The organism is Novosphingobium meiothermophilum (assembly GCF_003171715.1).
In the GTDB taxonomy this organism is placed as follows: domain Bacteria; phylum Pseudomonadota; class Alphaproteobacteria; order Sphingomonadales; family Sphingomonadaceae; genus Novosphingobium; species Novosphingobium meiothermophilum.
Window position 1 is genome coordinate 37,840 of sequence record NZ_QGHL01000013.1, and the last position, 16,518, is coordinate 54,357.

General features: G+C 65.4%; 16 protein-coding genes and 1 tRNA gene. 13 read left to right on the top strand and 4 right to left on the bottom strand.

Annotated features, from left to right (window positions below; all coding sequences use genetic code 11):
• The first annotated feature begins 63 nt into the window (after nt 1-63).
• The 4 genes from DKM43_RS12575 (at nt 64) to DKM43_RS16390 (ending at nt 3,886) form a co-directional block, all read left to right on the top strand.
• Complete coding sequence (locus DKM43_RS12575; RefSeq protein ID WP_109798846.1) at nt 64-288, top strand: helix-turn-helix transcriptional regulator; 225 nt, start codon at nt 64-66, stop codon at nt 286-288.
• A gap of 3 nt (nt 289-291) precedes the next feature.
• Nucleotides 292-774 (top strand): hypothetical protein, encoded by a 483-nt coding sequence (locus DKM43_RS12580; protein ID WP_109798847.1) that lies wholly within the window; start codon nt 292-294, stop codon nt 772-774.
• Complete coding sequence (locus tag DKM43_RS12585; protein WP_109798848.1) at nt 767-3,229, top strand: DUF3987 domain-containing protein; 2,463 nt, start codon at nt 767-769, stop codon at nt 3,227-3,229. The genes DKM43_RS12580 and DKM43_RS12585 overlap by 8 nt, the downstream gene beginning before the upstream one ends.
• Before the next feature lie 219 nt (nt 3,230-3,448).
• Complete coding sequence (locus DKM43_RS16390) at nt 3,449-3,886, top strand: hypothetical protein (RefSeq protein ID WP_145960523.1); 438 nt, start codon at nt 3,449-3,451, stop codon at nt 3,884-3,886.
• 45 nt (nt 3,887-3,931) lie between these two features.
• On the opposite strand, the gene DKM43_RS12590 is transcribed toward DKM43_RS16390, so the two are convergent.
• A complete protein-coding gene (locus tag DKM43_RS12590) occupies nt 3,932-4,429 on the bottom strand; it encodes a hypothetical protein (protein ID WP_109798849.1) in 498 nt (165 codons plus the stop codon).
• 334 nt (nt 4,430-4,763) lie between these two features.
• A tRNA-Gln gene (locus DKM43_RS12595) sits at nt 4,764-4,837 on the bottom strand.
• A 161-nt stretch (nt 4,838-4,998) separates the two neighbouring features.
• Between DKM43_RS12595 and DKM43_RS12600 the strand changes: the two genes are divergently transcribed.
• Entirely contained in the window at nt 4,999-6,408 is a 1,410-nt protein-coding gene (locus DKM43_RS12600) for a Ppx/GppA phosphatase family protein (protein WP_109798864.1), read from the top strand.
• Between the two features lie 13 nt (nt 6,409-6,421).
• Entirely contained in the window at nt 6,422-7,090 is a 669-nt protein-coding gene (locus DKM43_RS12605) for an RlmE family RNA methyltransferase (protein ID WP_109798850.1), read from the top strand.
• A gap of 70 nt (nt 7,091-7,160) precedes the next feature.
• On the opposite strand, the gene DKM43_RS12610 is transcribed toward DKM43_RS12605, so the two are convergent.
• Entirely contained in the window at nt 7,161-7,787 is a 627-nt protein-coding gene (locus tag DKM43_RS12610; protein WP_109798851.1) for a c-type cytochrome, read from the bottom strand.
• Between the two features lie 167 nt (nt 7,788-7,954).
• Between DKM43_RS12610 and DKM43_RS12615 the strand changes: the two genes are divergently transcribed.
• Genes DKM43_RS12615 through DKM43_RS12645 form a run of 7 tightly spaced genes read left to right on the top strand, consistent with a single transcriptional unit; the run spans nt 7,955 to nt 15,159 of the window.
• Nucleotides 7,955-8,845: a prephenate dehydratase gene (locus tag DKM43_RS12615; RefSeq protein WP_109798852.1), complete on the top strand. Its 891-nt coding sequence runs from the start codon at nt 7,955-7,957 to the stop codon at nt 8,843-8,845.
• A 55-nt stretch (nt 8,846-8,900) separates the two neighbouring features.
• A complete protein-coding gene (locus tag DKM43_RS12620) occupies nt 8,901-9,563 on the top strand; it encodes a DUF4129 domain-containing protein (RefSeq protein WP_236632568.1) in 663 nt (220 codons plus the stop codon).
• Nucleotides 9,560-10,831 (top strand): hypothetical protein, encoded by a 1,272-nt coding sequence (locus tag DKM43_RS12625; RefSeq protein ID WP_109798853.1) that lies wholly within the window; start codon nt 9,560-9,562, stop codon nt 10,829-10,831. The genes DKM43_RS12620 and DKM43_RS12625 overlap by 4 nt, the downstream gene beginning before the upstream one ends.
• Nucleotides 10,828-11,805 carry an AAA family ATPase gene (locus DKM43_RS12630; protein WP_109798854.1) on the top strand — a complete coding sequence of 326 codons (978 nt, stop codon included), beginning with the start codon at nt 10,828-10,830 and terminating at the stop codon, nt 11,803-11,805. Before DKM43_RS12625 ends, DKM43_RS12630 begins: the two co-directional genes overlap by 4 nt.
• A 5-nt stretch (nt 11,806-11,810) precedes the next feature.
• Complete coding sequence (locus tag DKM43_RS12635) at nt 11,811-13,130, top strand: DUF58 domain-containing protein (RefSeq protein ID WP_109798855.1); 1,320 nt, start codon at nt 11,811-11,813, stop codon at nt 13,128-13,130.
• Nucleotides 13,127-14,176, top strand: coding sequence for a stage II sporulation protein M (locus DKM43_RS12640; RefSeq protein ID WP_109798856.1), 1,050 nt, complete (start codon nt 13,127-13,129; stop codon nt 14,174-14,176). The genes DKM43_RS12635 and DKM43_RS12640 overlap by 4 nt, the downstream gene beginning before the upstream one ends.
• Nucleotides 14,173-15,159, top strand: a complete 987-nt coding sequence (locus DKM43_RS12645) for an RDD family protein (protein WP_236632569.1) — start codon at nt 14,173-14,175, stop codon at nt 15,157-15,159. The genes DKM43_RS12640 and DKM43_RS12645 overlap by 4 nt, the downstream gene beginning before the upstream one ends.
• A gap of 4 nt (nt 15,160-15,163) precedes the next feature.
• Here DKM43_RS12645 and DKM43_RS12650 read toward each other — a convergent pair whose 3' ends face one another.
• Nucleotides 15,164-16,411, bottom strand: coding sequence for a TIGR00341 family protein (locus tag DKM43_RS12650; RefSeq protein WP_109798857.1), 1,248 nt, complete (start codon nt 16,409-16,411; stop codon nt 15,164-15,166).
• Nucleotides 16,412-16,518 lie beyond the last annotated feature (107 nt).

Genomic DNA, 16,518 nt, shown 5'->3' on the forward strand with positions numbered 1-16,518 from the left:
CTGGACTGCCGACCCGGAATATCAGGACTGCATGGGCAGTCCGTCCGGGCCGGAGTCACTGAAATGACGCTGCCTGACACTTCCACCGCGCAGGAGCCCACCGGGCTCTTCGACCTTGCCGACCTCACTGCCGAAATCAGGATGGGGCATAGCTGGATTTATTCCGAAATGAAGGCGGGCCGGTTCCCTCGCCCCGTCAAGCTGGGGCGCGCTTCACGCTGGCGGCGTTCCGACATCGCCGCATGGCTCGCGAATGCTGCCAACGATAACACCGGCGGGGAGGCGTAACCCATGGTCAAGAACCTCGCGCCGTCAGCCGCCTTTAAGAAGGCCTATGAGGACCGGAAGGCACACCCCCTGCAGCTTCCGGGAAACCCCTACAAGCTCGCCGACGCAAGGCGAGCGCTTACCCCCACGCTCCGAACCGCACGTGCTGTACTCGACTACGAACGGCATCCGGTGAAGGGAGGGGGCGACGACTACCTCGGGGGCTGCTTCGCGCATGAGCGTCGAGCTTGGACGGCAAATGTGTTTCGCCGGTGGATCCCCTTTGTGCTCGGGTACGAAGCTGTGCCCGGCCTTGAGGTGATGGCGCGCCCCGACCTGCTGAAGCGTTTTTCCGACGCTGTGCTGCAAGACATCCTCCCTGCCGCCACGGTGGGGCTGGCACTCCCCAAGGGCGTGCCGATGATGGTTTGTCTTGTCGAAGTGCTGGAATACACGCTGCGCCTGATCGACGAGACGCTTGCCGCCTGCGAGGTGGTCCATGCCTGACCCGATCAACGTGCCGGTGGCTTTTGCCACCGGCCAGCTTGCCGCCGAATATGTCCTGCACGACATGGCCCTGTGCCCGGTCGCCGCGGGCAGCAAAGGCCCCCGGTCGCGCGGCTGGAACGAACGTGCCAACGCGATCACCGATCCGGATACGGCGGCAAAGCTGAAGGAGGGCGTGGGGCTGCTCCACGCCTACTCCGGCACAATGGCACTGGACATCGACAATGACGCGGAGGCAGCGGCATGGCTGCTGGCACGGGGGATCAACCTTGGCCAACTGTTCGCCGCGCCCGGTGCGGTGGCGATCAACTCGGGGCGCTCGGGCAAGGGCAAGCTGCTTTACCGTCTGCCGCCGGGCAGCGCGCCAGTGGAAACCGTGAAGATCAACGGCCCGAACGGCATGGTGCTGGAATTTCGTTGCGCCACGCGTGACGGCAAGAGCGATCAGGACGTGTTGCCGCCTTCGATCCACCCCCGCACCGGGCAGCCCTACCAGTGGGACGGAGCTGGGGACTGGCGCAACATCCCGCTGATTCCCGACGCGCTGCTTGGCTGCTGGCAGGGGGAACTGGCGATCCGGCGGACGCCCGCGAACGATACCGGCCTCGTCTCGGTCATGACCGACTTTCCGCCTTCCGACGCGGAACAGGTTGCCGACCGCTGCGCGATCATCGGCGCGATGCGCGATTCCAAGGGCCAGAATCAGGGCGAGGAGGAATGGCGGGCATGCCTCGGGGTGCTTCGCCATACGGTTCAGGGCGAGGCGCTGTGCCACGAATGGTCCAAGGGGCACCCGGACTATTCCCGCGCCGAAACCCAAGCGAAGCTGGACCGGCTCAGAGCGTATGGCCCCACGCTTTGCAAAACCCTTGGGACGTGCAAGCCGCAGGTCTGCGCGGCTTGTCCCTTCCGTGGCTTCACCAAGTCGCCGATCACCCTCGGGACGCTTCGTTTCAACACGGGTGACGCAGGGAGTGAATCCGCAGGGGGTGGCTGGCCTGTCCCTTCACCGATCGGGCGCGCACCGCTGCCGGTCCTGCCGTGGGAGGCACGGTTCCTGCCTGCCGTGTTGGCCGACATGGTTGTTAGCTATGCCGACTCCATCCCCATGAGCCGCGAATTCGTCGCCTCCAACGTGCTGGCCGCGTGCGGATCGCTGCTCAGCGGCAAGGTGCAACTGGCGCTCAAGCAACACGGGCCTTGGTTCGAGACGCCGAATAGCTGGGCGCTCAACATCGCCCCGGTTTCCTCGCACAAGACGCCTGGCCTTGCTCCCGCGCGGGAGGCGCTGAACCGGGTGGAGGAACGGTATCGGCAGGAACATCAGGTCGGGCTGGCCGGGTATCAGGCTAACAAGATCGTGTATGATGTGCAGGTGAAGGCGGCGAAGGCAGCGGCGGTCAAGGGCAAGCCCCCGGCGCAGGTGCCGCCGGAACCTGTCGCACCGCCGCTGCGCCGGGCCGTCACCAACAACGCGACGCCCGAAGCGCTCAGTGCCCTGACCGAAGGCGGCCCGGTGGTGGTGCTGGACGATGAAGCCTCCGGCCTGTTCGCGCAGATGGCGGACCCGAAAAATCAGCCCGGCAAAGCGTTCTACCTCGCCGCGCATACCGGCAGTGGCAGCTTCCAAACGGACCGCATCGGGCGTGGCGCGGTTTACATCCCCCGGCTTTGCGTGTCGGTTATCGGCAACATCCAGCCGGAACCGCTGCTTCGCATCCTGCTCGGCGCGGCACGTGAAGGTAGGCAGGCCGATGGCTTTGTGCAGCGGTTCGGTCTGATGACCATGCCCGACCCGGTGGCGCATACGCATCTGGTCGATATGCTTTACGACATCGGCAAGTGGGCCGCAGGGCAGGACGCCATCGCGGGGCTTGTGGATTACGACCCGGTTGCCCACGGCGCGGTCGCTTCGATGCTCGGCACCACGCTGCCGCATTTCCGGCTGTCCGATGCGGCCATGGCGCTCTGGCAGGGGGAGTATGCCAAGCAACTGGCTGAGGCCCGCAACACCGAGTTGATGGAGGCCTATCGCCAGCATGTGATGAAGCAGCCCAAGGTTATCGCCACGGTGGCGCTGGTCATCCACGCTGTGGAAGGGTGCCAGGGCGATGTTTCTGGCCCCGTGATGGAACGGGCCATCGCCGCTTCGCGGTTCTATCTCTCCCACGCCAAGCGGGTCTATCACATGTCGGCCCATGACGTTTACGCCGAACCGGCTCGCCAGATCGCGGCACGCATGTCGCGTGGCGAAGTCACCGGGGAATTCACCTCTCGCGAGGCTCAGCGCAGGGGATGGGCTGGCTGCGATACGCCCGAGAGCGTGGCGAACGTGCTGGCCGTGCTGGAAGATGCCGATTGGGTTCGTCCGGTTGTGGTCCAACCTTCAGCGGCAGGGGGGCGGCCCTCCAAGCGGTGGCAGGTCAGCCCGCTGGCACAGGGCAGCAAGTGGTGATGCCAGCAAGTTCTGTCGGTTTTGTCAGGGTGTTCTATATGTGTTTTCTACACATCTGGATCGCCTCCACATAACACCCCCTGCGCCCAATACAGGTGACAAAACCGACAGAACCACCTTGCGTTTGCCTCCCTCTTGCGTACGTTGGGATCGTAGGCCAAACGAACCATCGGCGGCGAAATCGCTCAATGGCGGGGTTGATCCGGAAAAGGGGGGAATATGACCAACAAGTTGAAAAAACCGACTGCTATGTTGCTGATGGCTTCAATATCTGCGCTTTCTGCTTGCGCTACGGTTAGGCAAGTCGATTTAGATAGCTGGAAAGGTGTTCCCGTCGAGGCCCTAGATACTCACTCTCTTTTTATCACTATGAAGTTGGTAAAGACTCTGACTGATGGCGGCGTTGAAATTAGAAATTATATAAATTCAGGAGATTATGCTAGCTGCTACGGGAGCGGAAATGCATATGGCGGTGGCGGATATGTCAACGCATCAGCGTTCTCGCGGTGCAGCTCCGGAACCATAAGCTGTAACAACATATTCTACATTAAGGACGGAAAAGTCCTTGAGTATGCGCCTACCGGAAGCTGTTATACGGATAAGACCGTCCAGCCGGAATCTAGATACCTCCTACTGAAAAGAGGTCTTGGACAATGAGCAGAACAAGGCCGGCACGTGTTCAGCGGCTGAGGTGTTCTGTCGTCAACGCTCGCTTGTGGGTGAGGGTATTACGATATTTACGCTGAACTTGGCCTGTTGCTGCGTCTCCGGTTCGGCGTAGAGGCCCTGCAACTTCGCTGCTGCCTCCACCCCCCGATGAAGTTGGCCGCTAACCGCCGCCAGTGCCGAGTGCAGGTTATCGGTTGCAGCTGCGTCCGCAGCACCTTCCAGTCGATCCAACGACCTGCCCAGCCGATCCAGCAAGCCGGTCAGCGTCAACACCTCCGCTGCGCTTGGCATTTCACCCGTCAGAATCGCTTTGGCCCGCTGAACCGGCGCACGGCTTTCACGGATGGGTTCCACCACCTTCGCTGCTGCCTTCAGCTTGGGGGCGAGGCAATTGGCCCGGTGCCGCCCGAGGGCGGACTTGCTAACGCCGAAATGCGCCGAGGTGGGAATGAGTGTGCCGCCAGCCGATAATGCCGCGTCAATCGCGGTCAGGTCAGAGCGTTGGCAGATACTGCAAGCAGGTGTGGCCATGGTATTATAATACCATCTGTTGTCGCATCATGCCAGCTTCCCAGCTTTCCCAAGTAGGGCTTGCGGTGAACGGGAAAGGCAAGAGACCACCCGGGGGTGTAAGGGCTGTGGTCCCACCCGGTGGGGGTGGGAGTCTTTTGCCATTGGGTCTGGCTATCCCGAGTCATCTGACGCCATTTCAGAGCGAATCAGTCCTCTGCGTGCGCTTCACACCTAAGGGAGAGGCAGCGGGCGCAGCCATGTAGCAAAACCGCAACGTGGGAACGAATGTGGGAACACATCTCACCGGCCACCTAGAAAGTAGATGGAATTCAAGGCGTTAGATGTAGGTAAATGGATGCCCCGCGAGGATTCGAACCTCGATAGACGGAATCAGAATCCGTAGTCTTGCCATTAGACGACGGGGCAGTGTGGGGTGCGCAACTAGGCGGCAGGTCGGCCTGAGTCAAGCGGGTGAAGCGGCATTTTTGGGTTCCCGGCCTTGCGGGCGGAGCGTTGCGTCGCTAGCATTGCGGGCAAGTACCCGGCGGCATCAGGCTGTGCGGGAAAACATAAGCGAATATGATACCATGGCGGGTTCCATTCCGCCGGCCACTGGGCAAAGCAGTGGGCATGATGGCCGGCACGGCACACGATTCGGCAGCAAGAAGGGGCAGCGCAAGAAGCCTCGCAAGCCGCGTGGCAAGGTCAGGAGCAACAGCCCCCCTCCAGAGCTGGTCGGCAAGGCCGTGCCGCCTCCATCGGGAAGTGGCGGCAAGAATACGGCAGGCAATACCCCAAGGGGCAGGGCTTCTGCGCGGGCCGGAACAGGGCCTGAAGCAAGCGCGCCGGGCAAACCGGCTTTTAGCGAACGTCCGGCTCCTGCCGAGAGTGCCCCGCTTTCAGGGCGCCCCTCCCTTTCGGATCATGCAGCGGGCTGGCCTGCGCAAAGCCGCAGCGGAACAGGCCATCGCCAGGCCTATGCCGCGATCGATCTGGGCACCAACAATTGCCGGTTGCTGATCGCGCGGCCTTCGGGCGAGCACTTCACCGTGATCGATGCGTTCAGCCGTGTGGTGCGGCTGGGCGAAGGTCTGGCGCAGACGGGGCGGCTTTCCGATGCCGCCATGGACAGGGCGCTGGCCGCGCTGCACGTATGCGCCGACAAGCTGCGCAAGCGCAATGTCCACCTTGCCCGCTCGGTTGCGACCGAGGCCTGCCGCCGGGCCAGCAACGGACAGGCCTTCATCGACCGGGTTCTGGCCGAAACCGGCATTCACCTGAACATCATCACCGCGCAGGAAGAGGCGCGGCTTGCCGTTCTGGGCTGCCATATCCTGCTGGAGCAGGGCAGCGGCCCGGCCATGATCTTCGACATCGGCGGCGGATCGACCGAGATGGTGCTGGTGGAAACCGGCGAGACCGTGCCGCGCATCCTTGACTGGCAATCGGTGCCATGGGGCGTGGTATCGCTTACTGAAAGCATAGGCCCGATCGCGGATGATCCGGCCGCGCGTGCGGCCGCCTATGCCGAAATGCGCCGCCGGGTGGACGAAGGTTTCGCCGAGTTCGCGCAAAGGGTCACGCCGCTCAGAGGCAGCGCCACCGGCGATGGCGGTGGCATCCGTCTGCTGGGGACCAGTGGCACGGTGACGACGCTGGCCAGCCTGCATCTTGCCCTGCCCCAGTATGACAGGCGTGCGGTCGACGGACTGGTGGTTCCGGCCGAGGCGATGCGCGACATCAGCAGGCGACTTTCCGCCATGAGCCCGGCCGAGCGCGTGGCCCTGCCCTGCATCGGGCGGGAGCGTTCCGATCTGGTGGTGGCGGGCTGCGCGATCCTCGAATCGATTCTCGACATCTGGCCTGCGCGCCGTCTCGGCATTGCCGATCGGGGAATCCGCGAGGGCATCCTGCGCAGTCTCATGTCCATCGGTGCCGACCCGCGCGCGCCCAGACGCCCCCAAGGCCCGACAACGAACCGAACGGAAGCAGCATGAAGCGGGAAACAGCATGAGCCGTTCGGGCAAGAACCCCGACGCGCGCCTGAAAAGCGCCAAGGGACGTTCGGCATCCTCGGTCCGCTGGCTTTCACGCCAGCTCAACGACCCCTACGTCAAGCAGGCCAAGGCCGAAGGCTGGCGTAGTCGCGCGGCATTCAAGCTCCTCGAACTCGACGAGAAGTTCGGCCTGCTCAAGGGAGCAAGGCGGGTGGTTGACCTTGGCATCGCGCCGGGCGGGTGGAGCCAAGTGGTGCGCCGAAAATCCCCCGCCGCAAAGATCGTGGGAATCGATCTGCTGCCGACTGAACCGATCGAGGGCGTGACCATCTTCCAGATGGACTTCATGGCCGACGAAGCCCCGCAAGCCCTGCAGGACGCGCTCGACGGTCCGCCCGATCTGGTCATTTCCGACATGGCCGCCAATACCGTCGGGCACAAGCAGACCGATCACCTGCGCACGATGGGCCTGGTGGAGACAGCGGTGGACTTTGCTGTCAACACGCTGGCGCCGGGCGGCGCCTTCGTGGCCAAGGTCTTTGCAGGCGGGACGGATGCGGAACTGCTGGCCATCCTCAAGAAGAACTTCGCCACCGTGAAGCACGCCAAGCCCCCCGCCAGCCGCAAGGATTCGTCCGAGTGGTATGTCATTGCGCAGGGGTTCAAGGGTCGGGCCAGCTGAACCGGCATAACGCGAAAAGGGCGCCCGAAGCTGGTTCGGACGCCCTTTCGATGTTTCGTGCGGTCCCCGATCAACCGGCGGCGGGGACTTCCGCGGCGGCTTCGCTGGCAGCGGCGCCTTCGGCTGCGGCATCGGCCGGAGCGGCCGCCGCAGGCGCGGCTTCCGCAGCAGGCAGCGGCAGGTTCGAGCCGAGCGAGTTGAGATAGAGGATCACGTTGGCACGGTCTTCGGCCTTGGCGAGACCGGCAAACGACATCTTGGTTCCGGCGGCGAATGCCTTGGGGTTCTTGAGCCACTCGTTCATGGTGGCAAAGTCCCAGTTTCCGCCCTTGCCGGCGAGATCGGCAGAATAGGCAAAACCGGCCGCGTGCTTGCCGATGGGCTTGCCGAGAATGCCCCAGAGGTTGGGACCGATGCCGTTGGCGCCGCCTTCGTTGCCGGTATGGCAGGCCTTGCACTTGGCAAACACGGCTTCGCCCTTGGCAACATCACCGGCGGCCAGAAGGTTGGGCAGCGGAAGTTCGGCTTCACCGCCCGCGGCGGCTTCTTCCTCGACGCCTTCGATCGGGTATCCCATCTTTTCGGGGCGATGCGCCTTGTCGGCAAGGAAGTAGTGACCGGAAAGACTGGACAGGCCCAGAGCCACGATGCCTCCGAACAAGGTCCATCCGGCGATGGTATTGAAACGATCGTCCATTTAAGAGCCCCATTGGCGCACGCCGACCCAATGCCAGCACCCGCGCGAGTTCGGGCACGCTCTAGTCAGCGCCATGCCGCAGCGCAAGATGATTTGACACCCAAAAAGCCCACAAAAAAGTCTTGTCACTTGCCCGCAAGCACCGAGCAGCCTAACGCGCGCAGACCATGCAAAGCTACCCCGCCCCCGCCCTTGCCCTTGTCGAGAAGATGGCTGCCGAGGCCGCTGCCGATCCGGCGCGGGCGGTTGCGTTTCAGGGCGCGCCGGGGGCCAATTCGCACCGCGCGGCGATGGAAGCCTTGCCGGGATGCCTGCCGCTGCCCTGCTTCTCGTTCGAGGATGCGCTCGATGCGGTCAAGGAAGGCCGCGCCGGATGCGCGATCATTCCGATCGAAAACTCGCAGCACGGGCGCGTGGCCGACATCCACTTCCTGCTGCCGGAAAGCGGTCTGTCCATCGTGGGCGAGCATTTTCTGGAGATTCACGCCGCCCTTATGGCGCTGGGCGATGGCCCCTTCACCGCAGCCTACAGCCATCCGCAGGCCCTTGGCCAATCGCGCTTCTATCTGCGCGAGCGCGGGATCGTGCCGATGAGCCATGCCGATACGGCAGGAGCGGCGGCCTATGTCGCCGAACTGGGCGATCCGCAAGTGGCGGCGCTTGCCCCGCGCATCGCGGCCGAACTTTACGGCCTGAAGGTGATCGAGGACAACGTCGAGGACGCGCACGACAACACCACGCGCTTCGTGATCCTTTCAAGAACCCCGCGCGATCCGGCCACCATCAGCGGCCCGGCGATGACGACGTTTGTCTTCGAGGTGCGCAACATTCCCGCCGCGCTCTACAAGGCGCTGGGCGGCTTTGCCACCAACGGCGTCAACATGACAAAGCTGGAAAGCTACCAGCGCGGCGCAAGCTTTGCCGCCACGGCCTTCTATGCCGATATCGTGGGCGCGCCGGGCGAGCGTGCGGTGGATCTGGCCTTCGAGGAACTGGGCTTCTTCGCCAAGGATCTGCGCATGCTCGGCACCTATCCGATGGAGCGAATCAGGGGATAGCGCCCCGGATGCAACAGCACTTGCCCGCCTGCCGGAGCCGTGCAAGGTTGCGAGCGTGACGGCACCGCAGGCGGCAACTTCGGCAGGCGATGAGGCTGCGGCGGCAGATGCCGCGTGGCGGGCAATGCGCGAAGCCGGCGATATCCAGTTTGCCCCGCTTGCCCCTGATCCCCCGCGCGACCCCTCTCCCTGGCTCAAGTCGCTGGGCGAGTTTCTGGAGTGGCTGCTTTCGCCGCTGGGCCGCGTTCTGGGGGAAAGCTGGAGCCTGATCGAAAGGCTGCTGCTTGTGGCGGCGGCACTGGCGCTTGTCTGGCTGGTCTGGATGCTGGTCTGGCCGCTGTGGAAGGCACGCAAGGCCCGCCGCGCCGCCTCCGCGCCCAACGCACCACCTGCGCACGTAGAAGCCGTCGCCTTGCTCGAAGATGCCGACCGGCTGGCCGCGCAAGGCTTGTTTGCCGAAGCCGCGCACCTGCTTTTGCGGCGCAGCGTGGGGCAGATTGCCAGCGCCCGGCCCGACTGGCTCAGCCCGGCCAGCACCGCGCGCGAGATCGGCGCGCTGAACGGCCTTCCGGATGGCGCACGCACCGCCTTTGCCACGATTGCCGGGCTGGTTGAACGCGCGCGCTATGCCCTTCGCCCGCTCGATGCCGAAGACTGGCAAGCCGCCCGCGCCGCCTATGCCAGCTTCGCGCAAGTGCCGCTGGACCTGCCCCGATGAGCGCAGCGCCAGCCCCCTTTTCGCGCGGGACCGTGATCGGCATCCTGCTGGCAGGGGCGCTTGCCTTCGTGGCAGTGCTGTGGATGCTGGGCACCGACAGCGGCGGCAGCGGCAATGACGGCGGCGGACATGTCGGCGGCAAGGGGCTTAACGGCTTTGCCGGGCTTGCCCGCATGCTGGAAAACGAAGGTCTGGCGGTGCAGCGCCTGCGCAACCGGCAGGCGGCAGAAGGATTTGCCGGTCTCCTCATCCTCACCCCGCCGCCGGGGGCCGACGGCGCCGACATCGCCAAGCTGGTGGAGGCGCGGCGCCTGACCGGGCCGACCCTTGTCGTTGCGCCCAAATGGTTTGCCGTGCCGCTCAACGCGGCCAAGGCAAAGCGCGGATGGACGCAGCTTGCCGGAACAGCAGCGCCCCGGTGGCAGGGCTTTGCCGACAGCGTGAGCGTGGAGATCGGCAATGGCACATCCCCGCCCGCCGATGGCTGGCGCGCAGGAACAAGGCGCGGCAGGCTGCCCGATGACCGGCAGGTCGAAAGCGGATCGGGCAATGGGCTTGTCCCCATCGTTCGCACAGGCAGCGGCAAGGTGCTGGCGGCATGGCTTGATGATGGCGGCCGCTATCCCGCGCTTGCCGGGCTCAATCCCGGCCGAGGAGAGGAAATTGGCGAACCTTACCCGGTCGTGCTGGTGTTCGAGCCGGACCTTCTCGACAACTGGGGGCTGGCCGACCGGGGCACGGCCATGCTCGCGCGTGATCTGGTGCTGGCCGCCGCCGGAGACCGCACCCGCGCAATTGCCTTCGACATGACCTTCAACGGCTTTGGCGCAAGGCGAAACCTGCTGACGCTGGCGTTCGAGCCGCCGTTCCTTGCGGCCACGCTGTGCCTGCTGCTGGCGGCACTGGCGGTGGCGTGGCGCGCACTCAACCGGTTCGGCCCTGCTCTGGTGCCGGAAGCGGAAATCGCCAGCGGCAAGGCGGCGCTGGTTGCCTCCAGTGCCGGTCTCATTCGTCGCACGGGCCGGTTGCATCTGGTCGGCCGCCCCTATGCCGATGCCATGCGCGACCGGCTGGCCCTGCTGCTGGGGCTGCCCAAAGTGCCGTCGGCGCAGGAGACCGAGCGCCTGATCGATGCCGCGCTGCTTCGCCATGGCTGGCAGGGTGGCAGCTTTTCGGCAACGGCCGCAGCGCTGCGCGGCGCACGCAACCCCCACGAGATAACGCGGCGGGCGCTCGCCCTCCAGCAGATGGAAAGGCACCTGAAGTGACCGTCGAAACACCCCCCGCGACACTGGCAGAACTGCACGCGCTGGCCGATGCGATCCGCGCCGAAGTGGGCAAGGCGGTGGTCGGGCAGAACGCGATAGTCGATCACCTGCTGGTTGCCCTTCTGGCAGGCGGCCATGTCCTGCTTGAAGGACCGCCCGGCACGGCCAAGACCTTTCTCGCCCAGTCTTTCGCCACCAGCCTCGGCCTCGATTTCGGACGGATCCAGTTCACGCCCGATCTGATGCCGGGCGATGTTCTGGGGGCCAACCTGTTCAACTTCCAGACCAGCCAGTTCACCCTCACACGCGGCCCGATCTTCCACGAACTGCTGCTGGCTGACGAGATCAACCGCACGCCGCCCAAGACGCAGGCCGCCCTGCTTGAAGCCATGCAGGAACGCCGCGTCACGCTTGATGGAGCGGTGCATCCCCTGTCCGAACGCTTCATGGTGGTGGCAACGCAGAACCCCATCGAAAGCCAGGGCGTCTATCCCCTGCCCGAAGCCCAGCTTGACCGCTTCCTGTTCAAACTTCTGGTCGATTACCCTTCGGCCGAGGAGGAAGCGCGCATCGTGGTCCGTTATGGCGAGGGACGCGGTGCGCCAAGGCCAACCGATCTGGGGGTGCGGGCCGTGGCGGATGCGGCCATGCTGGCAGCCGCGCAGCGGGCAGTCGCGGGCGTTACAATGGCCGATGCCGTGGTCGATTATGTGGTGCGGCTGGTGCGCGCCACGCGCGAAAGCGCCGATCTGGTGGTGGGGGCCAGCCCGCGCGCGGCCATGCTGCTGGCAGGAGCCGCGCGGGCGCGGGCGGCGCTCGATGGCCGGGACTACGTCATTCCCGACGATGTCAAGGCAATGGCCACGCCAACCTTGCGGCATCGCCTCATGCTCAGCCCTGCCGCCGAGATCGAAGGCCGCCAGATCGAGACGATTGTTGGCACCCTGATCGAAGCGACGGACGCCCCGCGTTGAACCGGATGCCCGCCCTGCTGCCCAGCAGACGCGCGGTGCTGCTGCTTGCCGGCCTTGCACCGGCAGCGTTGATTTTGGCTGCGGCGGTGCCCGGCGCATGGATCGCAGCGCCCGCCATGGGCGCGGCGCTGCTGGTGCTGATCGTGCTGGATGGCCTGTTTGCAGGACCGGCGGAGAACCTGCGCGTGATCGCGCCGGGCGATGCCGAAGTGGGCGAAGCGGCACGGCTTGTCATACTGGCCGATCTGACACGGGGCACTTCCCGCACGGTCGCAAGGGCCGCGCTGGAATGCGATCCGCGCCTTGCCGCCGGCGGCCGCGTGGCCTTGCCGCTGGTCTTTGCCGACGGGGCATGGAGCGGCACCGCCGATCTGGTCCCGCTGCGGCGGGGCACCGGCACGATTGCCCGCGTATGGCTGCGCTGGTCCGGGCCACTTGGTCTTGCCCACCGGCAAACCAGCCGCCTGCTTGATCTTGCGGTGCGGGTCTGGCCCAATATCGCGCCCGTGCGCAGCCCGGCGCTCCAGATCTTCCTGCGCGATGCCCAGTTCGGGCTGATCGCCCGGCGCATTCGCGGCGAGGGCACCCAGTTCGAAGCGCTGGCAGAATACGAACCCGGCATGGATCGGCGGCGGATAGACTGGAAAAGCTCGGCCCGCCATGCCCGGCTCTATGCAAAGGAATACGAAGTCGAGCGCAACAACCAGATCGTCTTCGCCTTCGATTGCGGGCAGGCGATGTGCGAGCCGATCGAGGGCCTGCCCCGCATCGACCGCGCGGTGACGGCCGCGCTCACCACCGCCTATGTTGCACTCAAGGCCCATGACAGGGTTGCGCTGTTCGGCTTTGCTGCAAGGCCCGAAGTGGCAACGCCCTTCGTTGGCTCAAGCCGCGATTTCTTTCGCCTGCAACGCGCCGCAGCCGGCCTTGACTATCATCACGGCGAGGCGAACTTCACGCTTGGGTTTTCCACGCTTGCCGCGCGGCTCCAGCGCCGCTCGCTGATCGTGCTCTTTTCCGATTTCACCGATCCGACCAGCGCCGAACTGATGGTCGAGAACGTGGGCAGACTGATGGAACGGCATCTGGTGCTCTTCGTGGTGATGCACGATGCGGAACTGGGCGCCATCGCAGCGGCACCGGCCACCAGCCTCCAGGCGGCGGCAGAGGCCGTCACGGCCAGCACCCTGATGCGCGAACGCGCGCTTGTGCTGCAACGCCTGCGCCATCTGGGGGTGCGCGTGCTTGAGGCCCGGCACGACCAGATCGGCACGCGGCTGCTCGACAGCTATCTGGCCATCAAGCGTCGGGGAAGCATCGGATGAGCGCCCCGCCCCTCACCCTTGCCGCGCGGATCGGCGGCTGGTTTGCCCGCCCCTCTGAACAGGCGGGGCTGCGATCCGACCGGTTCCGGCTTGAACGCGAGGCGGACTGGAAGCGGCTCGAAGCCATCGTCCAGCACATGGAGGCCGGGCGCACCCGGCGCCTGTCGGATGCGGACCTGCTTGCCCTGCCCGCGCTCTATCGCACTGCTGCATCCAGTCTGGCCATTGCCCGCGAAACCTCGCTCGATGCAGCCCTGATCGCCTATCTCGAAGCCCTGACGCAGCGGGCCTGGCTGCTCGTCTATGGGCCGCGCGCATCCTTGTGGTCATGGTTCAAGGGCTTCATCGGCGGCGGGTTGAGCGCAAGCGTGCGCGCCATGGGCACCGAACTGCTCATCGCGCTGGCGCTGATGGTTGCGGGCACGGCGGCTGGCTGGCTGCTCGTCGCGGCAAACCCGGAATGGTATTATGCCCTCGTGCCCGGCAGCTTTGCCGATGAGCGTGTGCCCGGTGCCAGCCGCGCGGTGCTCGAACGCACGCTTTTCGGCAATCAGGATCAGGGCGGGATGGGCGTGTTTGCCGCCAGCCTGTTCAGCAACAACGCGCAGGTCTCGATCCTGTGCTTTGCCCTGGGCTTTGCCTTCGGCCTGCCCACAATGCTGCTGCTGGTCCACAATACCGCGCTGCTGGGCGCGCTGCTGTGGCTCTATCATGGGCAGGGGCTGCTGCTTGACCTCATCGGCTGGCTTTCCATCCACGGCACGACCGAACTCTTCGCCATCCTTCTGGCAGGCGCTGCGGGCCTTCACATCGGCCGCGCCATGGCCTTTCCCGGCACCATGGCCGTGCTGGATGCCGCAGCTGCCGCCGGGCGACGCTCGGCCCAGGTCATGGCCGGTGTCGTGCTGATGCTGGTCATGGCCGCTGTGCTCGAAGGCTTTGCCCGGCAACTGGTCGATTCAACGCCATCGCGCCTTGGCGTGGGGGGATCGATGCTGGTGCTGTGGTGCGCCTATTTCTTTGCCTTCCGGCGCAGCGGCAAATGATGGCTCCATCGATCAGCCGCAGCCCCGCCAGCACCCGGCAGCGCGTGATCGTTTCGCCCGAAGGCGTGCCGCTGCATTTCACGCTTGCATCGCGCGGCGCGCGGGCTGCTGCCCTGTTCATCGATCTGGCCATGATCGTTGGCGCCATGGTCGGCGCAACCCTGATCCTGGCAAAGCTGGCAGACGGGATCGGCCTGAACATCACCGGCGGCGGCAGCCCTGCCGGACGCGCGGCAGAAGCCATCGCGGTGGTATGGATCGTGGCGCTCTTCCTGTTCCGCAACGCATGGTTCCTGTTCTTCGAGCTTGGCCCGCGCGGGGCAACGCCCGGCAAACGCATCTGCGGCATCCGTGTGGCGGCGCGCGCACGGGGTGCAGGCGGCGGACAACTGACCACCGAGGCGGTGATCGCACGCAATCTGGTGCGCGACATCGAACTGTTCCTGCCGCTGCTGTTTTTCATCACGGCCGCCGTTGAAGGCGAAGACACCGATCTTGCGGCGCTGGCGGGGCTGGTGTGGTTCGGGATCTTCGCGTTCTTCCCCTTCTTCAACCGCGACCGGCTGCGCTGCGGCGACGTGATCGCGGGCACATGGGTCATCGAAGTGCCCAGACCCCGCCTGCAACAGGCCCTGTCCATCAGCGAGGCGGCAGGCGGCCACTCCACCGAAGCGGGCTCAGGGTATCGCTTCACCGAGGCGGAACTGGCCGTTTACGGGGAATACGAATTGCAGGCGCTGGAACGGGTGCTGCGCGACAAGCGGGCCGAGGCAATAAGGGACGTGGCCGAGGCAATCGGCCGCAAGATCGGCCGGAGCAGCGGTTCCGGTGACGAAAGAGCCTTCCTTGAAGCCTATTACGCCCAGCTTCGCGCGCGCCTTGAAACCGGCATGCGCTTTGGCCGGCGCAAAGCCGACAAGCACAGCAGCGACAAGCACAGCAGCGACAAGCACAGCAGCGCCGGGCCACCCCTTCCGGGCTGATTGCCTATGGCGCCGCGGCAGTTGACGCGGGCATTGGCGGTGTGGCTTCGCTCCAGCTTATCGACCATCCCGGAAAGGCGATTTCAAGTGCCGGCAGCGTCGCGGGCGGCAGCGGACCGGCTGAGAATACCCGCGCAGAACGCCGCTCTGCATCGACCATCACCGAGCCGGAATCCCCTTCGACGAGGCGGGCGAGCGTGGCGCGCAGGCGCGTGACTTCCTCCTTGCGCGTGCGCTCGGTGGCTATGGCATCTTCAAGCGCGCGGCGGGCATCTTCGGCTTCGGGCGTGCCACTGCGGATCTGCACGAGCCTAACGTTCACCTCGCGCCCCAGCAGCCCTTCCACCCGGTCGGCAAAGCGATCCTGCAAACCCTCGTTGTAGCGCGGCGCCATGACCACTGCATCGATCTGGGCCGGGGTAACGGCAAGATTGGTGTCGAGCCGGTCGATCCGCGCGCCAGACCCGGCCAGTTCCTGCAATTGGCGCGTGATTGCCGATTGCGCTCTTGCCTCGGTCACATTGGCGGCAAGCCGCAGCCCCAGCGGTATCGCCAGCGCCACCAGCGTGGCGAAAATGCCGATGGTCTGCGCCCAGCTCTGGCGCGGCGAAAGCTGCGTGCCAAAGCCGCGCAGGCGCGCGGTAACGGTCGCCATCAGGGCAATGGCCGTGGCATTGGTGATGAACAGCAGCAAGGCGCCCCAGGCATAGTCGAAGCGCAGCGTTGCGATGGAAAATCCCACAACGGCCAGCGGCGGCACAAGCGCGGTGGCAATGGCCACGCCCACAAGGCTGATCGCCTCGCGCCGCACCGTGGCATAGGCCCCCGCGATCCCGCCGAACACCGCCACCAGCAGATCGAGCAGATTGGGCCGCACGCGCGCAAGGATGCTGGGCGTCACGTCCTGAATCGGGGAAAGCCACGTCAGAACGATGGCGATCACCACGGCCAGCACCATGCCCGCGCCCAGCGCCTTGGCGGCGCGGCGCAGCAGCGCCAGTTCGAAGATGGCAACGCCGAAGCCGAAACCCATGATCGGGCCAAGCAGCGGGGAAATCAGCATCGCCCCGATGATGACCGGCGGCGAATCCATCAGCAGGCCAACGTGGGCCAGCGCCGTGGCCAGCGCCACGAGCATGAGATAGGTCGGCGTCAGCCGCGAAGAACGGGCGATTGATGCCAGAAGGGCAGCGCGGCCATGGCTTTGCCGGTTCGCGCTGCCCTCAGGCTTTTCGGATGCTTTTGTGGCCATTGCGGCCCTTAACTCACAGCTTTTCTGTGAGTTCCGGGACGGCTGAGAAGAGGTCTGCGACGAGGCCGATGTCTGCGACCTGGAAGATGGGGGCGTCTTCGTCCTTG

What these genes read in the sequence shown, in the direction of transcription:
- DKM43_RS12575 (WP_109798846.1), top strand. Translation starts at nt 64, where the DNA reads ATGACGCTGCCTGACACTTCCACCGCGCAGGAGCCCACCGGGCTCTTC.
- DKM43_RS12580 (WP_109798847.1), top strand. Translation starts at nt 292, where the DNA reads ATGGTCAAGAACCTCGCGCCGTCAGCCGCCTTTAAGAAGGCCTATGAG.
- DKM43_RS12585 (WP_109798848.1), top strand. Translation starts at nt 767, where the DNA reads ATGCCTGACCCGATCAACGTGCCGGTGGCTTTTGCCACCGGCCAGCTT.
- DKM43_RS16390 (WP_145960523.1), top strand. Translation starts at nt 3,449, where the DNA reads ATGACCAACAAGTTGAAAAAACCGACTGCTATGTTGCTGATGGCTTCA.
- DKM43_RS12590 (WP_109798849.1), bottom strand. Translation starts at nt 4,429, where the DNA reads ATGGCCACACCTGCTTGCAGTATCTGCCAACGCTCTGACCTGACCGCG.
- DKM43_RS12600 (WP_109798864.1), top strand. Translation starts at nt 4,999, where the DNA reads ATGGCGGGTTCCATTCCGCCGGCCACTGGGCAAAGCAGTGGGCATGAT.
- DKM43_RS12605 (WP_109798850.1), top strand. Translation starts at nt 6,422, where the DNA reads ATGAGCCGTTCGGGCAAGAACCCCGACGCGCGCCTGAAAAGCGCCAAG.
- DKM43_RS12610 (WP_109798851.1), bottom strand. Translation starts at nt 7,787, where the DNA reads ATGGACGATCGTTTCAATACCATCGCCGGATGGACCTTGTTCGGAGGC.
- DKM43_RS12615 (WP_109798852.1), top strand. Translation starts at nt 7,955, where the DNA reads ATGCAAAGCTACCCCGCCCCCGCCCTTGCCCTTGTCGAGAAGATGGCT.
- DKM43_RS12625 (WP_109798853.1), top strand. Translation starts at nt 9,560, where the DNA reads ATGAGCGCAGCGCCAGCCCCCTTTTCGCGCGGGACCGTGATCGGCATC.
- DKM43_RS12635 (WP_109798855.1), top strand. Translation starts at nt 11,811, where the DNA reads ATGCCCGCCCTGCTGCCCAGCAGACGCGCGGTGCTGCTGCTTGCCGGC.
- DKM43_RS12640 (WP_109798856.1), top strand. Translation starts at nt 13,127, where the DNA reads ATGAGCGCCCCGCCCCTCACCCTTGCCGCGCGGATCGGCGGCTGGTTT.
- DKM43_RS12645 (WP_236632569.1), top strand. Translation starts at nt 14,173, where the DNA reads ATGATGGCTCCATCGATCAGCCGCAGCCCCGCCAGCACCCGGCAGCGC.
- DKM43_RS12650 (WP_109798857.1), bottom strand. Translation starts at nt 16,411, where the DNA reads ATGGCCACAAAAGCATCCGAAAAGCCTGAGGGCAGCGCGAACCGGCAA.